Raw genomic sequence first — 14,283 nt, 5'->3', positions numbered from 1 at the left:
GACTCGGAGGTCCGCCGCCTGGTCGAGGACGGGCTCAACGACGCCCGCCGCATCCTGACCGAGAAGGCGCACGAGCTGGAGGCCCTGGCCCGCGGCCTGCTCGAATACGAGACCCTCACCGGGGACGAGATCAGGCATCTGCTCGATGGCCAGCCTCCGGTCCGGGACACCGGCGATGCGATCTCCCCCAGCCGCGGTTCCGCCGTTCCGACCGCCGGACGGGGCCGTCCGCGGGAGAGCGATGGGGGCATGGTTCCTCAACCCCAGAGCTAGTCAAAGGCGAGGAGGCGAGTGCTACTGCAGGCGATTGTCTATCCCCACGTAGCATGACAACAACTGTTGCTTCCCCGGAAAGCTCTAATGGCTTTTTATCCAATCGGTTTCACGTCGTCGCGAGGGCATTCGAAAGATTTCTATTCCAGTTAGGAAGCAAATGGACGCACAGAGATGCCCTATACTCTCTCTCGGCTTGCACCCGGCAGCTACGACGTGCTGCTCGTTGGAGTGATTATCGCCAGCCTGGTGCGTAGCGGCGAAACCAATAGAGCGACTTGGACAGCGGAGCTTTTGATGGATGTGCAAGCAGAAGACCCGCTCCCTTCACAGCGATCGAGCAAACGTTGGCAGCTTGGAGGAGGCCCAAAAGGGCTGGGAGGGGCCGAACTCCAAGACAGAGAGACCGAAGGCTAGAGTCCAGGGAGCCCCGGAAGATGCCAAAGCAGAGCCCTTCGGTCAGATGGGAACAAAAGGACAGGGATGAAGCCTTCGAGATATACCTCCTCGAACACGCCCCTGTCTTGCGAGAGTACTATGCGGCACAGCATAGCGCCTTCAGCCAATTGGAGGAGGATGCGTACGTACGCATCCTGATTCAACACCAGACGATATAGCCGCGGCTGAAGCGGCGGAGGCTGCCCCCCATCCAGGAAGAGGACGGAATTGCGCCGAAGCTTTGCCCCTTTTGGCTGTCCACCTGCGGAGCGAGATCAAGCGCAAACGGAAACGCTTCGTTCAGCAGGGTCAGCGGGGCTGGAACAGAGCCAATCCCCACGCCTCTGACAGGGGAGCTGGAGCGAACTCTCACGGCAGAGTTCACAAAGACGGACATTGACTGCCCATCGGACTGCTTTCCCGACCCGGCTGCCGCCTAACCGGGCAGCGATGTCCACTTGCGGTCTTGTCGAGATGCCTGACGATGGCAAGCGATGTTCAGCCGAGAGCAGTTGCTGATCGAAATCGTCTTGTGCGACACAATGATGTACATCGTGCTGTTCTCGATCCTGCGCTTCTCCGCGAAGCATCAATCGGAGTGATTGGGGGCCGATTTCCTGGTGATCGTCCTGATCGCGGTCGACATTCAGTGCGCCATGGCGAACGAGCACAAGTCGATCACCGAAGGCAAGCTTCTCGTTCTCACGATTATCTTCGGGAATTTTGCGGTGGACCGGCTGGGCTCACCCTCTGCGAGATGTTCGTGGATCACTGCGTCTGGGCACATGGACGGGACAGCATCATGCTGGTGAATCGGCAGCCGTCTCAAACCGGCGTTGAGTGCTGATGAGCTCGCCAGGAGGCGGGATGAAGGCGCCGCTTCCAGCGCTCACTGCGCGGCAGTTGAACAGCGGCCGCCAGACGCCTGGTCAGCCTGCGCTCGTTTGACCGCGACTCGACTGCGGTCGACGGTCCGATCATTTCTGCAGGCCGCGTCGGCTCCACTTCTGGCGCTGGCTCGTTTGCTCGTGCCGGTTCGACAGGCGCAGGCACGTTCTTCCTGACCTTCCGTGCCTTGGACTTCGCACTCTCGCCCGAGGCAGGCTGGGCGTCAGGCGTCGACGTTGCGTCCTCGTTAACAGGGGCAGCGGTGGCAGCCGGCAAGTCGACCTCAGCATGTACAGGCGTATCCCCAGGTGCGTCGTTCACGTCTCCAGAGACAGCGCTCAAGTCGAATTCCATCTGTCCGCGCTTGCCCGCCGGTGAGCGCTTGTGGCGGGTGGGCTCGGCTAGCTCTGATTGGCCCCACTTCGACTCGACAATGCTCGGCAGGATGCGAGGCGCAGCCATCGGCTCGGCGACCTTGGGCACGGCCTCGTTCCGGGGGATCCGAGGAGCTTCAGGCGGAGGAGGCACGACGTCGAACAGGCGCTGTGGCGGAAGGTGGTGACGCTCGGCTTGGGTGCGGGACTTCTTGATCTCGACCGAAAAGGTGGTGTGCTGACGCTTCATCTGAGCAATGACTTTGGGTTGGAACCGACCCTGATATGGGGGCTGGGCCGGGAAATGACAGGGAAGCCTCGCCTGGCGGCGCGAATCTCTTCATCTGCGGCAGGCTCGTCACCGGGTTGGATGCGATGATGAGGCCCGGCCCGTCCTGGCAAAGAGAAGCGCCCCATGCAAGAGCAGAGGCGCTTCCCTTCCAGGGAGAATCGGCCCCCCAGCCGTTCCTTCAAGGACAAGGACAGAATGCCTGATCTCAAGCGCGTTGGCTGTATCGCCGCGGGCACAGGCGTCGAAAAGATACGCCCTCAGAGCCCGGCCAGCAGCAGGCTCAGGCCAAGCAAGGCGGCAAAGGCGACGACGAACCGGACAGCAGCCCGCGTGAATGTCGGGGTGACCGGAGCAAAGACAGGCGCTGCGACCTCTAGCGGCGGCATGATGAAGACCTTCGATGAATTCGGCGAGTTCTGGAAAACGGGCGCAAGCGACAATTAAATCCTGACGCTCGGCCAGCGCTATGTGTCCCATTTCTGCGCTGATGTCTGTCACCGGCAGGCCACACGGCCGGTCTTGATGCGCCTGATCGGTGACCGTCGAAAGCAGCATTGCCGAGGGCTCAGGATCGCTTACATTCAAGATGTGTGGCATTCCCTTGACACACCAGCGCCCCGGCCGAGGTTTCAGACAGCACCTCGGCTGGGGCGTTTATCTCGCCCGCAGCCTGCGCGGCGCATTTGAATCAGCCCATCACCGACTAAAGTCGGGATCCTCAGCGGATCGCTTTTCGCTAGAACGCAGCGGCGTCCGTTGACGCCGAGACAACAAAAAGCCGGGCATAAAGCCCGGCGAAGTTAAGGTCCGACAAAGTCAAAACCTTCCAGAGGGAACGGCCGATACGACAGCGCCGGGAGGAAGAAGGCGATGCCGCGTTGAAATCAGCCAAGGGTGATATCGGCGGCATCGCGCCTCTTTGCAATGCAACCCGTCTCATAAAAGGGCTGCGCTGAACGCTTGCGCACGGTCTCACGGACCTTAGGGAGATGAATGTTCTCTCCAAGTCCTGGGCATCGCTGCCTGCAGCAGTGGTCCATCGCTGGGTTCCAGCTCACGTGATGCTCGCACGCAGCGGACCAACCCTTTGGAGCGACCGGTCCAAGCTCCAACATCGCGTGAACGCCCTACCATCTTCGGGGGCATTTCCACGATCAGTGCAGCTCGGCTCACCTTGCCAAAATCACCCGCTTCTTATCGGCGTGAGACGAATCCGTCCACGATCACACACCAACGCGACAAGCTGGGCTCAATGAGCAACAGAGGAATGCAGGCAGCCGATGAGGTTGCCTTTTATCCATGACGGCTGGCGTAACGACGCTTTTTGGTGAGCTTCTTCATCCCTTCGAGCACCTTGGTTGGGGCAATCACCTCCTTGTAGCGGCGGGTGTGCTTCTTGAACGACGGTCTTATGCGTGATTTACCAGCCATCGGCTTCCTCCTCTTTACCTGCATGCAATAGCAGGCTTGGTCGGTCTGGGGCAAAACTTGAGAGGCCAATTACGCGTGAAGGCTTTCCTCGGCAATCTCGTTTCGCGCGAGCCGCTCCATAAGCTCTGTCAATCGCGCCGGGAGCGAAGCCTCGGCCGGACCATAAGCAACCCGCAGTTGTTCGCCCAACCACTACAGGTCATTGGGAGACGGTGGCTGGCTTGGTACAGGATTGGCAAAGAGAGGAGGCGTGACTGTCGGGTTGCTGCTGTCGGTCGGGTTCAAGGCTTGCATTGAGCTACAGGGCCCCGCCAACCCAGTGGACGCGATTCCTCCCATACGTGGTCCAAAGCGTCCTGGAATGGATCAGCGCCGCGGCGGCTACGGCGAGCGGGTGAGGTCTCCGATCACGCTGTCCTCAATGGCGCGCGTTCGCCTGGATCGAAGGCAGGCTCAAACGATGCTGGCGCCCTGACCTGCCGTGTCGGGAGCGGTTCGGCTTTCCTTGTGCACAAGCAGGACCGCATCACGAATCAAGTGTAAAGAAGTGGATAAAGCGCACTGGTCTTAATGCCGCGGGAGCTCATGCACTCAGCGCGGAGGTGCCCCGCAGAACGATCGAAGGTGAGTTCACCAAACGTTCAGCGCTATCGGCTAGTTCTTCAGTCTGACTGAGCGCGTGACGCGCCAAGCCCATGCTGAGATCGTCCAAGCACCCATGAGTCCTCCTCCATCTGTCTCGACCGCAATGGACGATCTACCGCTTGCCGAAAAGATCTCGGTGATGCCAACCACAAGAGGTGGTGCGCCTATCAAGGACGCAACCCTCGGCGCCATCGGTCTAGCCGTTCTGGCGACCGTCTTCTTCTCGATGGGCGACGTCATCGCGAAGATACTGACGGGCACGCTGCCCGCCATCGAGGTCGCCTGGCTGCGCTACAGCGTCTTCTGCCTGGTGGTCGTTCCGACAGCCTTCGGCGCACGCGGCCTGCCCGCAATGCGCACCCGGAACCTGCCTCTCCAGATTATCCGTGCGCTGGCGGGTGCTGGCTCAACCGTCCTCTTCTTCCTCGGACTGAGATATTTGCCAGTGGCCGAGGCGACCGCCATCTTGTTCATCTCGCCGATCTTCATCACGGCCCTCTCGATTCCGCTGCTCGGGGAAACGGTGGGTATCCGGCGCTGGGCGGCCGCAGTGGCGGGCTTCTTGGGTGTGATGCTCGTCGTACAGCCCGGCGGCTCGGCCTTTCAACTGGCGGCCCTGCTTCCAATCTGTGCGGCACTCGGCGGGGCTGTCACCGCCATCACCACGCGGCAATTGAGTTCGGAAGGGCCGGAGACGACCTTGGCATGGACGGCTGTCATCGGTCTGGTCACTCTGACAGTCTTCATGCCGTTCAACTGGCACATGCCCACCACGGGAGAGATTGGTTTGGCTGTTCTCATGGGCGCCTTCTCAACCGTGGGCCATTGGCTCACAATCCTGGCCTACCGCAAGGCCGCAGCGTCTACCATCGCGCCGTTCACTTACATCCAACTCGTGTTCGCCGGTCTGCTCGGCTTTGCCGTCTTCAGCACCATCCCAGGGGCGATTACCCTGGCCGGCGGGCTCATCATTGCGGCTAGCGGTCTGTACACAGCCCACCGCGAGCACGTCAGGGCAAAAGAGGAGAAGCTCACTTCTACCGGAAGCCGCCGGCCTTGAATTCTGGCGTTAATCTAGACATCATCTGAACGATGGCGTTGGATCAGGCGGCGATTGCATTCCATGGCGCTGGCAAGGTTCGATTGCGCAGCTGAACCCAGCAGGGCTGCCATGAGCCAAGCGACGAAAGGCCTGAGCCAGTTCAGGATCAGTCTGAGACTGTGCCGGCCGCTCCGAGCAGGTGATTGCGTCCCAGTCGCTCGTTCGCCTTCATGTGCCCGATCCTCAGCTCGATCGCGGACCGGCGTCGCAGTTCACTCTGGCGAAGGCTGCTCTCCGCACCAAGTAAGGCCAAACCCATCTTCCCATTGCCCGGCGTTCCCTAAACGCCTAAACGGCCGGGCACTCCAGGCAAGTAACGCTCGCCAGATCAACCCCGTCCTGGGCAACGCAACCGACACCGTTGTCGAGCCGGCACAACACCCGAAGCGCTCCGGACCCAGGCCCAACGAAATACGCTCCCCATCAGCCGCCACCCCATGGTGAACCGGATCGGTGCCAATGAGCAGATGCTTCACTCGAGCACTCAAATGATGCATAGTACTGAAGTCGCTCAAAGTCCCCGATGTACTACTTTATATACAGTAGAGAAATTCGAATGCCCAATATACAATTCCATATCTTGGGCCTTCGTCTTCTTATCCGTGAGCATGCGCCTCACTTTATTGCCGTAAATACTCTCGGTTATTCTGAAATTTTTCCTGACTGTTGTTTTTATGCCTCTGGCGAAGTGAGGAATCGGTTTAAATCGAGCTAACATAGTCGGAAGAGTTAGAGCGCGATCCCGGGATCGCAGAGTTGTGGAAGGAGGCAGCTATGGCTTCGTTCGACACAAAGGCAATCAACTACTTCGAGGACCGATCAGACGGCGGCTTTGCATGGGATGTTCGCTACGACCTGAGCTTCCTGAACTCGGAATCGCTGACCACGCTCAAGATCGATTTGGTCGGCGATAATCCGGGCTCTTTTGCGAGCCAATGGAAAAACGGCATCAATGACATCTGGAACAACAAGGTGTTCTTCTCCGATGGCAGCCGCCTGTACGAGGTCAAGCTCGATTGCTACTTCGTCGATAGCGGCGCACACCACGCGGTAAATGTTCATGCTGGCCCGGGGAACTCCGATATGGCCAACTGGTACCTGAGCAACCCCAGTGGCTGGCCGAACGACATGCACGACGAGATCGCGGCGCACGAGGCGGGCCACATGTTCGGGAACTTCGACGAATATGCGGGTGGCGGCACCTTTGGTGGGTTCACGAGAACCGGCACGCTCATGTCGGATCTTACGCTCTCCGGCTTCGAAGACTATTTCCGGACACAGGAGTTCTATACGGAGCAGTTCGGCGGCATGAGCCTCAGCACCGTCCTGGCCAACAGCGGCACGGCGTGCGCGAACATACTGAGCGGCGGCAACGGCATGGACGGGTTCTACGGGTTAGCCGGGAATGACACGATTTGCGGTGGCGCTGGCAACGACCTCATTGATGGCGGCGCTGGCGTCGATCGGATGACCGGGGGCGCCGGATCCGACATCTTCGACTTCGACTCGTCCAGCGAAGCCGATGACGTGATCACGGACTTCACGCATCTCGTCGATGACATCGACCTCTCGGGAATGGACGCGAGTTCTGTCCTGCGTGGCAACAACGCATTCGCTTGGCTGGGTACTGGCGCGTTCGGCACGGGAGCGGGAGGCGAACTGCGCTACGCGAAGTTCGACAATGCTGGTACGAGAAACGACTACACCATGGTGTACGGTGACCGAGACTCCGACACCTGCATCGAATTCCAGATCAGGCTGCAAGGTCTCATCAATCTCAGCTCGGCGGACTTTTATGTCTGACCAGATTGAGCAGCCTATGTCGCCGTTGGATCGCGTCTCGCCAATGTCGTCAGGCTCAGGGACAGATTGACTGGCCATGCCGACGGCGAACACCTCGGGCAGAAGACGCTCATCGAAATGGGGCACGATTGCATTAACCTTGGCAGTGTAGCGAGGGATGGCGAATCGAGGAGCCATCCTGTTGTCCCCGTTCATTGATCCGCGCTCGCAGCGCATCCGGGCAAGTCGCAAGGGGGCGGCCATGTAACGAGCTCGGGCTCTCAGCCGAACGTCTATCGGCGGCCTGCCCGCACCTTCGTGCTCCGGTGCCCCGCGTCCCAGATGGGCTCACCATAGCACCGCTTCCCGAAGAATGCAGATGGACGCATAAGGCACCGAAATCATCATCCCCGATAACGGGGAGGTCAAAGTTTGCTCAGGCCGCCCGTATGCCTTGAGCGGGCTTAAGCTCGAGAAGTGCACGGGCCTCCTCAGCGGTGGCTACACGCCGGCCATGACGGCGCACCGCCTCGGCCGCCAGTGACACGAGTTCCGCGTTCGAGGAGGCGAGACGATCTTTGGTGACTCGAATGTTATCTTCGAGACCCGTGCGGACCGCATCGGCCCCGCGCCCCAGGGCCCATTCTGACCGTGCTCGGACGTGATGACGTATTCGACGGCAGTTTCGAGATCCTCAAATGGCATGACGGGAACCACCGGCCCGAATTGCTCCTCCCGATAAAGCTTCATTCCCTCCATCACGGGATAGACAACTGCTGGGTGGAACATCGTTCCGCAGACCGCTCCGCCACCCTCGTTGACCACTTGGGCTCCCTTGGCGTTGGCGTCCTCAACGAGTTTCGTCATGTGGTCGACCTTGCCGGGCTCAGGCAGCGGTGTGATGCTCACCCCCTTCTCCCAGGGCATGCCGACCTTGAGCTTGCCCAACTCCTCGGAGAACCGCCGCAAGAACGGCTCGGCGATGGATCGATGAACAAGCAGCATCTTCGGGGCCGTGCAGCGCTGGCCGTTGAACGACAGGCTTCCAAGGAGACATTCCTTGACGGCGAGCTCGATATCGGCGTCCGGCAGGACGATGGCGGCATTTTTGGCATCAAGCCCGAGAATGGCACGCAGGCGGTGCGCCTTTGGCGGGAGCTTCTTCAGGTGATCGGCGACCTTGCTCGACCCGATCAGGGTCAGCACGTTGACCTTGCCGGAATCGAGCAGACGGGGCACGACGACAGAGCCGCGCCCGTACACGGTGTTAATGACCCCCTTCGGGAAAGCGCTTCGGAACGCCTCAAGCAGTGGATAGAACAGCAGTGTGCCATAGCGCGGCGGCTTGAAGACAACCGTGTTGCCCATGATTAGCGCCGGGATCAGCGTGGCAAACGTCTCGTTGAGCGGGTAGTTGTATGGTCTCATACACAGAACGACGCCCAGCGGAGTGCGCCGGATCTGCCCGATCGTGCCTTCGACGAGGAAGCGCGAGTTGCTGTTGTCGAGTTCCTTCAGCGCCTCAATGGTGGCGCGGATGTAGTCGACCGTCCTGTCGAACTCCGTCTCCGAGTCGGCCTGGCTCTTGCCGATTTCCCACATGATGAGGTTGACCACCTCCTAGCGGAGGGCGATCATCTGGCTTGTGAAGGCCAGCATACAGGCGATGTGGTCAGCGACCGTCGTGGTCGGCCAGATGCCCCTACCCTCATCATAGGCAGCTATGGCCGCAGCCAAGGCGTGTTCCGCCTCCGGCTCGCCCCCGACCGGGTAGCTCCCGAGCTCGATCTGCTCCAAGGAGCCGTCCCGGCGACGTACGCAAACAGGCGATCGAACCGTCTCGACCTGCCCCTCCAGCCTTTCAACTCCCCATCGACCAGATAATTCCGCTGATGAATCGGAGATGGCGGACCATATTCGGAAGGGATTTCGCCCTCTAGGGGAAACAGCTTCATCAAGCATCAGAGCTCATCATATCAAGCCTCCATTCCACTTCCGATGGTCGTCGCATCGGCGAGCCTCTCGTCGGAGCTTTGCTTCAGGTAGAGAGCTGACAGAGTCTGCCGAACACGCTTAGTCATGGCCCCACACGCGCCCATCCTCATGTCTTCCAGGGGGGTGAGCCATGAACCACCCGCAGCCAATACCTTGGTTCGCGTACGCTAATCCGTTGCATTTACTCCGTCTATTCCGCTTGTTGGGCTGAAGCGCCTGTGGGAATGGGCCAGCTACCGCCCCGAGCATGGCAATTCCTCCGGCTGGAACAGCTCGCAAGAAACGCTGACAGAAGCATGCGGTGCCTTGCGCCATCGTGTTAGAGTTCGTGCTGAGCGTAGAGGTCGTCGTTGGGCCGGTAGTTCAGCCATCGGATGGCGGATGATAGGTCCCAGTCCATGCCACGGTTCGCCGACATGCCGTTCACGATGATCGCCGGCTCGGGCCATGGCGCCGCATCGGCGGAGACCGCCGCCAAGAATAGCGCTGTGAGGTCCGCGTTCGAGAGCCACATATTGCGGAACCAGCGTAGATCCCGTCGCGCCGCATCGTCCTTCGCCTCGGGAATGCCGCCGATAACCGAGCCGGCATGGCTGATCGTGCGGGGCAGATTCTCGCCCGGCTGCGCCCAACCGATCCGCACGCTGATCCCCGTGAGCCGGCCTTCGGATTGCCGCGCGATGTCCGATGTGAACCGCTCGCCCATAAGCTTGGCGGTGGCATAGGGGGTCGAATCCTGAAAGTTCGTGCCATCGTGCCACTTGGTGCCCGGCGCGGGCGCGAGATCGGTCGTCAGCTGGCCAGGCTTCAAGCCATCGGAAAGAGGAGCGTCCTTGTAACCGCCCATCACATGGTTGGACGAAGCAAAGACGAGCCGGCCGACACCGTGCCTGAGGCACGCCATACCGACATTGACGGTCATGTCGAAGGAGTTCGCGGCCTCGCTCCAGCTGGCATCGACATCGGGGTTCTGCGCTGCGAGATGGACGCATGCGTCGATGCCGATAAAAGCTGACGTCCAGTCGCCCACCGCATGCCTGAGATCGCCGGACACGGCCTGCAGCTTCGTGGCAGCCGCGGGAGAGAATTTGTCAGAACTGGCGGCGAGGTCGAGGGCGACGATACGGTTGCACCACGGCGCCGGAGCGAGCGCCTCGACGATCTTTCGGCCGATGTTGCCGCTGGCTCCCGTGACCAACACCGACGATGGCAGGGCAGCAGTCATGTTCAGGCCTTTGTGGTTTGGGAAGCAACGTACGGCGATCTCGCGCGACGTGCACCCATGACGAGGTGCAAGAGCCGGTAGGTTGCCGTAGCGCCGTCCCGCAGGCGGCGTTCCTCCACAATCTCCCAGGCGCTGTTGGCGGGCCAACCGTGGAACGGCGCCGGATCCACGTCCGCCGCAGCGAAGGGCGCGCAGAAGAAGTCGACCGACATGCGGTGGAGATGCGGGCGCATGTCGATATGCGACAGGTCCTCACCGGCCCAGGGCACACAGTGGAAGGGCGCAGCCTCGCGGCCGCCGCGGCTAGCCCGGAAGGTCGCGATGTGGTCGAGCTCGAGGTCAAGCGCCGCATAGACGCCGCGCGCTTCGAGGATGGAGAGGGACGCCGTACCCATGTCAGACCACCTTGGTGGCTTCGCGGCTAGGACGCTCGGCGCGCGGCAGGCTGCGACCAAGGATCAGATCGGCGGCCTTCTCCGCGATCATCATGGTGGCGGCCGCCGTGTTGCCCGAGATAAGCTTGGGCATGATCGACGCGTCGACCACGCGCAGCCGCTCGACGCCGCGGACCCGCAGGGTGTCATCGACCACCGCCATGGGGTCGTGGCCCATCTTGCAGGTGCCGACCGGATGGAAGGTGGAGTTGGCATTGGCCCGGATGTAGGCGTCGATGCCGGCGTCCGAGGTCACGTCGGCGCCGGGCGCGAATTCCCGATCGCGGTACGGCACGAAGGCAGGCCGGGCGAAGACGCAGCGGCCGATACGCAGCGCCTCCCGCATCACCTCCACGTCCTGGCGCGCGGTGAGATGCCGCGGGTCAATGGCCGGATGCTTCCGGGGATCGGTCGAGATGATGCGGATGGTGCCGCGGCTCACCGGGTGTGAAGCATTGAAATAGGCCATCATCCCATGGTGAGGCACGATGATCCTGCCGCAATCCTCGTACATCAGGTTGACGAAATGGAACTGCACGTCCGGCATGGCGAGTTCCGGCCGCGTCTTGACGAAGGCGAGCGCCTCACCGCCGCTGACGGTGCAGGGACCGCTGTTCAAAAGGAAATATTGCGCGAGGCCGAGCGCTGCCTTGAAGGGCCGCGTGTGCGAGTACAGGCTGATGGGTTGGTTGATCGCCATCTTGACCCCGCAGGCAATGTGGTCCTGCAGGTTCTCGCCGACGCCTGGCAAGGCCGCCGCAACCGGAATACCGAACGCACGCAGGAGTTCTGGCGCGCCGATGCCTGAGAGCTGCAGCAGCTGCGGCGAGTTGATGGCACCGCCGCAGAGCAGCACCTCGCGTTCGGCCCGGATGGTTTGCCTGTCCCACCCGCGCCGGGTCTCGACGCCCGTGGCCCGCCCGTTCTCGACCACAATCCGCTCGACGAGCGTGTTGGTGATGATCTCAAGGTTGGGCCGGGACAACGCGGGCTTCAGATAGGCCGTGGCGGCGCTGACGCGGCGCTTGTTGGCCACATAGCTATCTATCGGCGCGAAGCCTTCCTGCTCGGCCGCATTGACGTCGTCGACCCGCGGATAACCTGCCTGCGCGCCTGCGTCGAGGAAGGCCTGGCTGAGCGGATGCAGCGATTTCAGCCGCGTGATGCTGACAGGACCGCCGACGCCGTGGAACTCGTCCACGCCGCCTTCCCAGTTCTCCAGCCTCTTGAAGTAAGGCAAGCAATCGTCATAGGACCAGCCGCTATTGCCGAGCTGCGCCCAGCCATTGAAGTCCTGCGCGTGGCCGCGCACGTAGACCATGCCATTGACCGAGGTAGAGCCCCCTAGGACCTTACCGCGCGGCCAGAACAGACTTCGGTTGTCCATGGCGGCCTGCGGCACGGTGTAATAGCCCCAATCCACCGCTCCCGTCTTCATCAGGCCGAAATAGCCAGCAGGCATGTGGATGAAGGGATGCCTGTCCTTGCCCCCCGCTTCGATCAGCAGGACCTCGCAGGCCGGGTCTGCGCTAAGGCGGTTCGCTAGCACCGAGCCAGCCGCGCCGCCGCCCACGATCACATAGTCTGCCATGGTGGTCTTGTGCCTATTCATCCTTAGAGAACGTTTCAGGCGTTCTTTCCGCCGTCCAGGATCCGTCGCAGGACGACCGCGATGACGATCACGACGCCCCTAATGACCTGCTGCGTATAGTCCGGCACGTTCGACAGGCTCATAATACTGCCGATGATGGCGAGCGGAAGGGTGCCCAGCAGGGTATTGAACCGCCCACCATAAGGCTGGCGCTGCCGATCACCACGGCGTCAATCGCCTGGAGTACTGCGCCGACACCGCCGTTCGGCGCGCCCATGCCGGTGCGCGCGACCGCGACGAGGCTCGGCACGGCTGCGAACCTGCCCGAGATCGCGTAGACCAAGAAGACGTACAGGCCCGTTGGAACGCCCGACAACCGCACCGGCCTCACTAAGTGAGCCGACGGCTTTGGTAGGCCGCCCAAAGCTGGTGAAGTTGAGGACGAAGGATGCCGCGGGCCACGCGTCTGCGTCATGAACTCTACCTAAGGCGACGATTGCCACATCAGCCCCGACGGCGAGGTGTTGGCGACCGGCCCTGACGCCATTGGGCTGTTCGCCGCCCACCCAAATGAGCGCCGGAAGGCTCGTGTTGGAAGCCCGGAAAGAGGAGAGTGAAGCAAGGCGATTTGCTGCGATGTTCCTGGCTCCCAACCATCTCCTTGGTTCGACGGATACGGTTAAGGAGATAGTGGGGCGGTTTGGACTGAGTTTTGAAGCGGCCATGATCCGCAAGGCCGAGTTTGATGCATTCCAGCGCCGTGCCTCCGGTCAGCGGCACGAGTTGCCGTCTATCGCAGTCGATTTTCTCAAGGATGCTCAGAAGGGGGCGTGAGGTTGCGGACGGACTTGGATTGAAGGGCCGTCTCATCATTCGGGAATGTACCGCCCATCTAGAGGGCCGATCCGGTGCTTGCGGCGTCGATGAGGCTGGATGCGCGGAGCGCTCTAGCACGATCCGCGCCTTTCGAGCCTTCGCCCGAGAATATGGAGGGCCTTATCAAGTCGGCTGATTGGCACTTTTGGCGCTGGCACCCGCTCGCCGGTCGACTTCAGTCGCCACAGCCGACCAGAACCGAAACCCTTGCTCGCTGCCTCTTGCGCGGCAGTAAAACGCCTGCTGTCGGGCTCGGCCGTAGACCGCCCCTCCCTCATCTGTGATCAGGCAGATCGCCTCGTACTCGACGGCGGTGAGACTAGCTTGAGTCTTGGTACTTGGACGACGCGACAGCATGGCTCGGATGGATGCGATCAGGCGCTTCATGAAAGCCAGTATCGCTATACGGGGGGACGGGTCAATGAGCGTCCGAGACCAAGGCCACGTGCGCGTCGTCGTCGTCCTGTAAAAAGTGCGCGGGCACAGACGGTCCCCATCCATAGAACGAAACTGAGTATCGCCGAGGCATTTCATCCGCCCCGCTGGCCTCAGGCTTGCAGGGCTATTTTGTTGCCTTTCTGAGACGTTGTCTGCGATTGCAACAGTCAGACCTCTCGCCTGCGATCGAACAATGCCGAGGTTGACTTTGGCGGATGACCTACGAGCATCGGCCAGAGAGATCGCGCTCCGATTATTATGCGTGTGACGAACCAACTCACCTCGAGCGTGGCCTCTTCAAGAGGTCTTGCCTCGCCTGCGGCATTGGATTATCTCCTCGCTTTAGCACTCTCATGCGTCGAGTGCTAATCGGGCGTCTCGGCGCAGACGAGTGCTTCCAATTCAAAGAGCGAGGAAGCATCCCATGAAGTTCCGTCCGCTGCACGACCGCGTCGTCGTCCGCCGCATCGAGGCCGAAGAGAAGACGGCCGGCGGCATC

The 14,283-nt window shown here is 61.3% G+C and carries 9 protein-coding genes and 5 pseudogenes; 5 read left to right on the top strand and 9 right to left on the bottom strand.

All coding sequences use genetic code 11. From position 1 onward, the window contains the following. Positions 1-273, top strand: a pseudogene (locus JKL46_RS31995) (ATP-dependent zinc metalloprotease FtsH); the annotation flags it as partial. Positions 274-2,522: 2,249 nt separating this feature from the next. Here the strand turns inward: JKL46_RS31995 and JKL46_RS31990 are convergent. Together JKL46_RS31990 and JKL46_RS31985 are read right to left on the bottom strand one after the other, a co-directional pair. Then, positions 2,523-2,705, bottom strand: coding sequence for a hypothetical protein (locus JKL46_RS31990; RefSeq protein ID WP_201842253.1), 183 nt, complete (start codon positions 2,703-2,705; stop codon positions 2,523-2,525). 853 nt (positions 2,706-3,558) lie between these two features. Further along, positions 3,559-3,696 carry a hypothetical protein gene (locus JKL46_RS31985; protein ID WP_201842251.1) on the bottom strand — a complete coding sequence of 46 codons (138 nt, stop codon included), beginning with the start codon at positions 3,694-3,696 and terminating at the stop codon, positions 3,559-3,561. 784 nt (positions 3,697-4,480) lie between these two features. Here JKL46_RS31985 and JKL46_RS31980 point away from each other — a divergent pair. Beyond that, a complete protein-coding gene (locus JKL46_RS31980) occupies positions 4,481-5,401 on the top strand; it encodes a DMT family transporter (protein ID WP_201842249.1) in 921 nt (306 codons plus the stop codon). A 14-nt stretch (positions 5,402-5,415) separates the two neighbouring features. On the opposite strand, the pseudogene JKL46_RS37090 reads toward JKL46_RS31980, so the two are convergent. Beyond that, a pseudogene (locus JKL46_RS37090) lies at positions 5,416-5,654 on the bottom strand (hypothetical protein); the annotation flags it as partial. A 563-nt stretch (positions 5,655-6,217) separates the two neighbouring features. Between JKL46_RS37090 and JKL46_RS31975 the strand changes: the two are divergent. After that, on the top strand, positions 6,218-7,246 hold the full coding sequence (locus tag JKL46_RS31975) for a M10 family metallopeptidase C-terminal domain-containing protein (RefSeq protein ID WP_201842247.1): 1,029 nt from the start codon (positions 6,218-6,220) through the stop codon (positions 7,244-7,246). 415 nt (positions 7,247-7,661) lie between these two features. Here JKL46_RS31975 and JKL46_RS31970 read toward each other — a convergent pair. The 6 genes and pseudogenes from JKL46_RS31970 to JKL46_RS36025 all read right to left on the bottom strand — a co-directional run. Beyond that, a pseudogene (locus JKL46_RS31970) lies at positions 7,662-7,871 on the bottom strand (3-keto-5-aminohexanoate cleavage protein); the annotation flags it as partial. A 56-nt stretch (positions 7,872-7,927) separates the two neighbouring features. Then, positions 7,928-8,827: pseudogene (locus JKL46_RS31965) on the bottom strand (aldehyde dehydrogenase family protein); the annotation flags it as partial. 712 nt (positions 8,828-9,539) lie between these two features. After that, complete coding sequence (locus JKL46_RS31960) at positions 9,540-10,445, bottom strand: NAD-dependent epimerase/dehydratase family protein (RefSeq protein WP_201842245.1); 906 nt, start codon at positions 10,443-10,445, stop codon at positions 9,540-9,542. A gap of 2 nt (positions 10,446-10,447) precedes the next feature. Next, on the bottom strand, positions 10,448-10,840 hold the full coding sequence (locus JKL46_RS31955) for a hypothetical protein (RefSeq protein ID WP_201842243.1): 393 nt from the start codon (positions 10,838-10,840) through the stop codon (positions 10,448-10,450). Between the two features lies 1 nt (position 10,841). Continuing rightward, entirely contained in the window at positions 10,842-12,470 is a 1,629-nt protein-coding gene (locus tag JKL46_RS31950; protein WP_201842241.1) for a GMC family oxidoreductase, read from the bottom strand. Positions 12,471-12,609: 139 nt separating this feature from the next. Next, on the bottom strand, positions 12,610-12,846 hold the full coding sequence (locus JKL46_RS36025; protein ID WP_246529680.1) for a hypothetical protein: 237 nt from the start codon (positions 12,844-12,846) through the stop codon (positions 12,610-12,612). A 215-nt stretch (positions 12,847-13,061) separates the two neighbouring features. Here JKL46_RS36025 and JKL46_RS36020 point away from each other — a divergent pair, with 215 nt between their 5' ends. Continuing rightward, on the top strand, positions 13,062-13,304 hold the full coding sequence (locus JKL46_RS36020; protein WP_246529679.1) for a hypothetical protein: 243 nt from the start codon (positions 13,062-13,064) through the stop codon (positions 13,302-13,304). A gap of 904 nt (positions 13,305-14,208) precedes the next feature. Beyond that, positions 14,209-14,283: pseudogene (locus tag JKL46_RS31940) on the top strand (co-chaperone GroES); the annotation flags it as partial.

Origin of the sequence: Microvirga zambiensis WSM3693, from assembly GCF_016735695.1 — a bacterium.
Taxonomy (GTDB): Bacteria; Pseudomonadota; Alphaproteobacteria; order Rhizobiales; family Beijerinckiaceae; genus Microvirga; species Microvirga zambiensis.
Note: the sequence above shows the minus strand (reverse complement) of the source record. Positions and strands in the feature narration are given on the sequence as shown.

Bases quoted from the DNA above. Each gene is read 5' to 3' on its own strand.
- JKL46_RS31975 (WP_201842247.1), top strand. From the start codon at position 6,218: ATGGCTTCGTTCGACACAAAGGCAATCAACTACTTCGAGGACCGATCA.
- JKL46_RS31955 (WP_201842243.1), bottom strand. From the start codon at position 10,840: ATGGGTACGGCGTCCCTCTCCATCCTCGAAGCGCGCGGCGTCTATGCG.
- JKL46_RS31950 (WP_201842241.1), bottom strand. From the start codon at position 12,470: ATGGCAGACTATGTGATCGTGGGCGGCGGCGCGGCTGGCTCGGTGCTA.
- JKL46_RS31980 (WP_201842249.1), top strand. From the start codon at position 4,481: ATGCCAACCACAAGAGGTGGTGCGCCTATCAAGGACGCAACCCTCGGC.
- JKL46_RS31960 (WP_201842245.1), bottom strand. From the start codon at position 10,445: ATGACTGCTGCCCTGCCATCGTCGGTGTTGGTCACGGGAGCCAGCGGC.
- JKL46_RS31985 (WP_201842251.1), bottom strand. From the start codon at position 3,696: ATGGCTGGTAAATCACGCATAAGACCGTCGTTCAAGAAGCACACCCGC.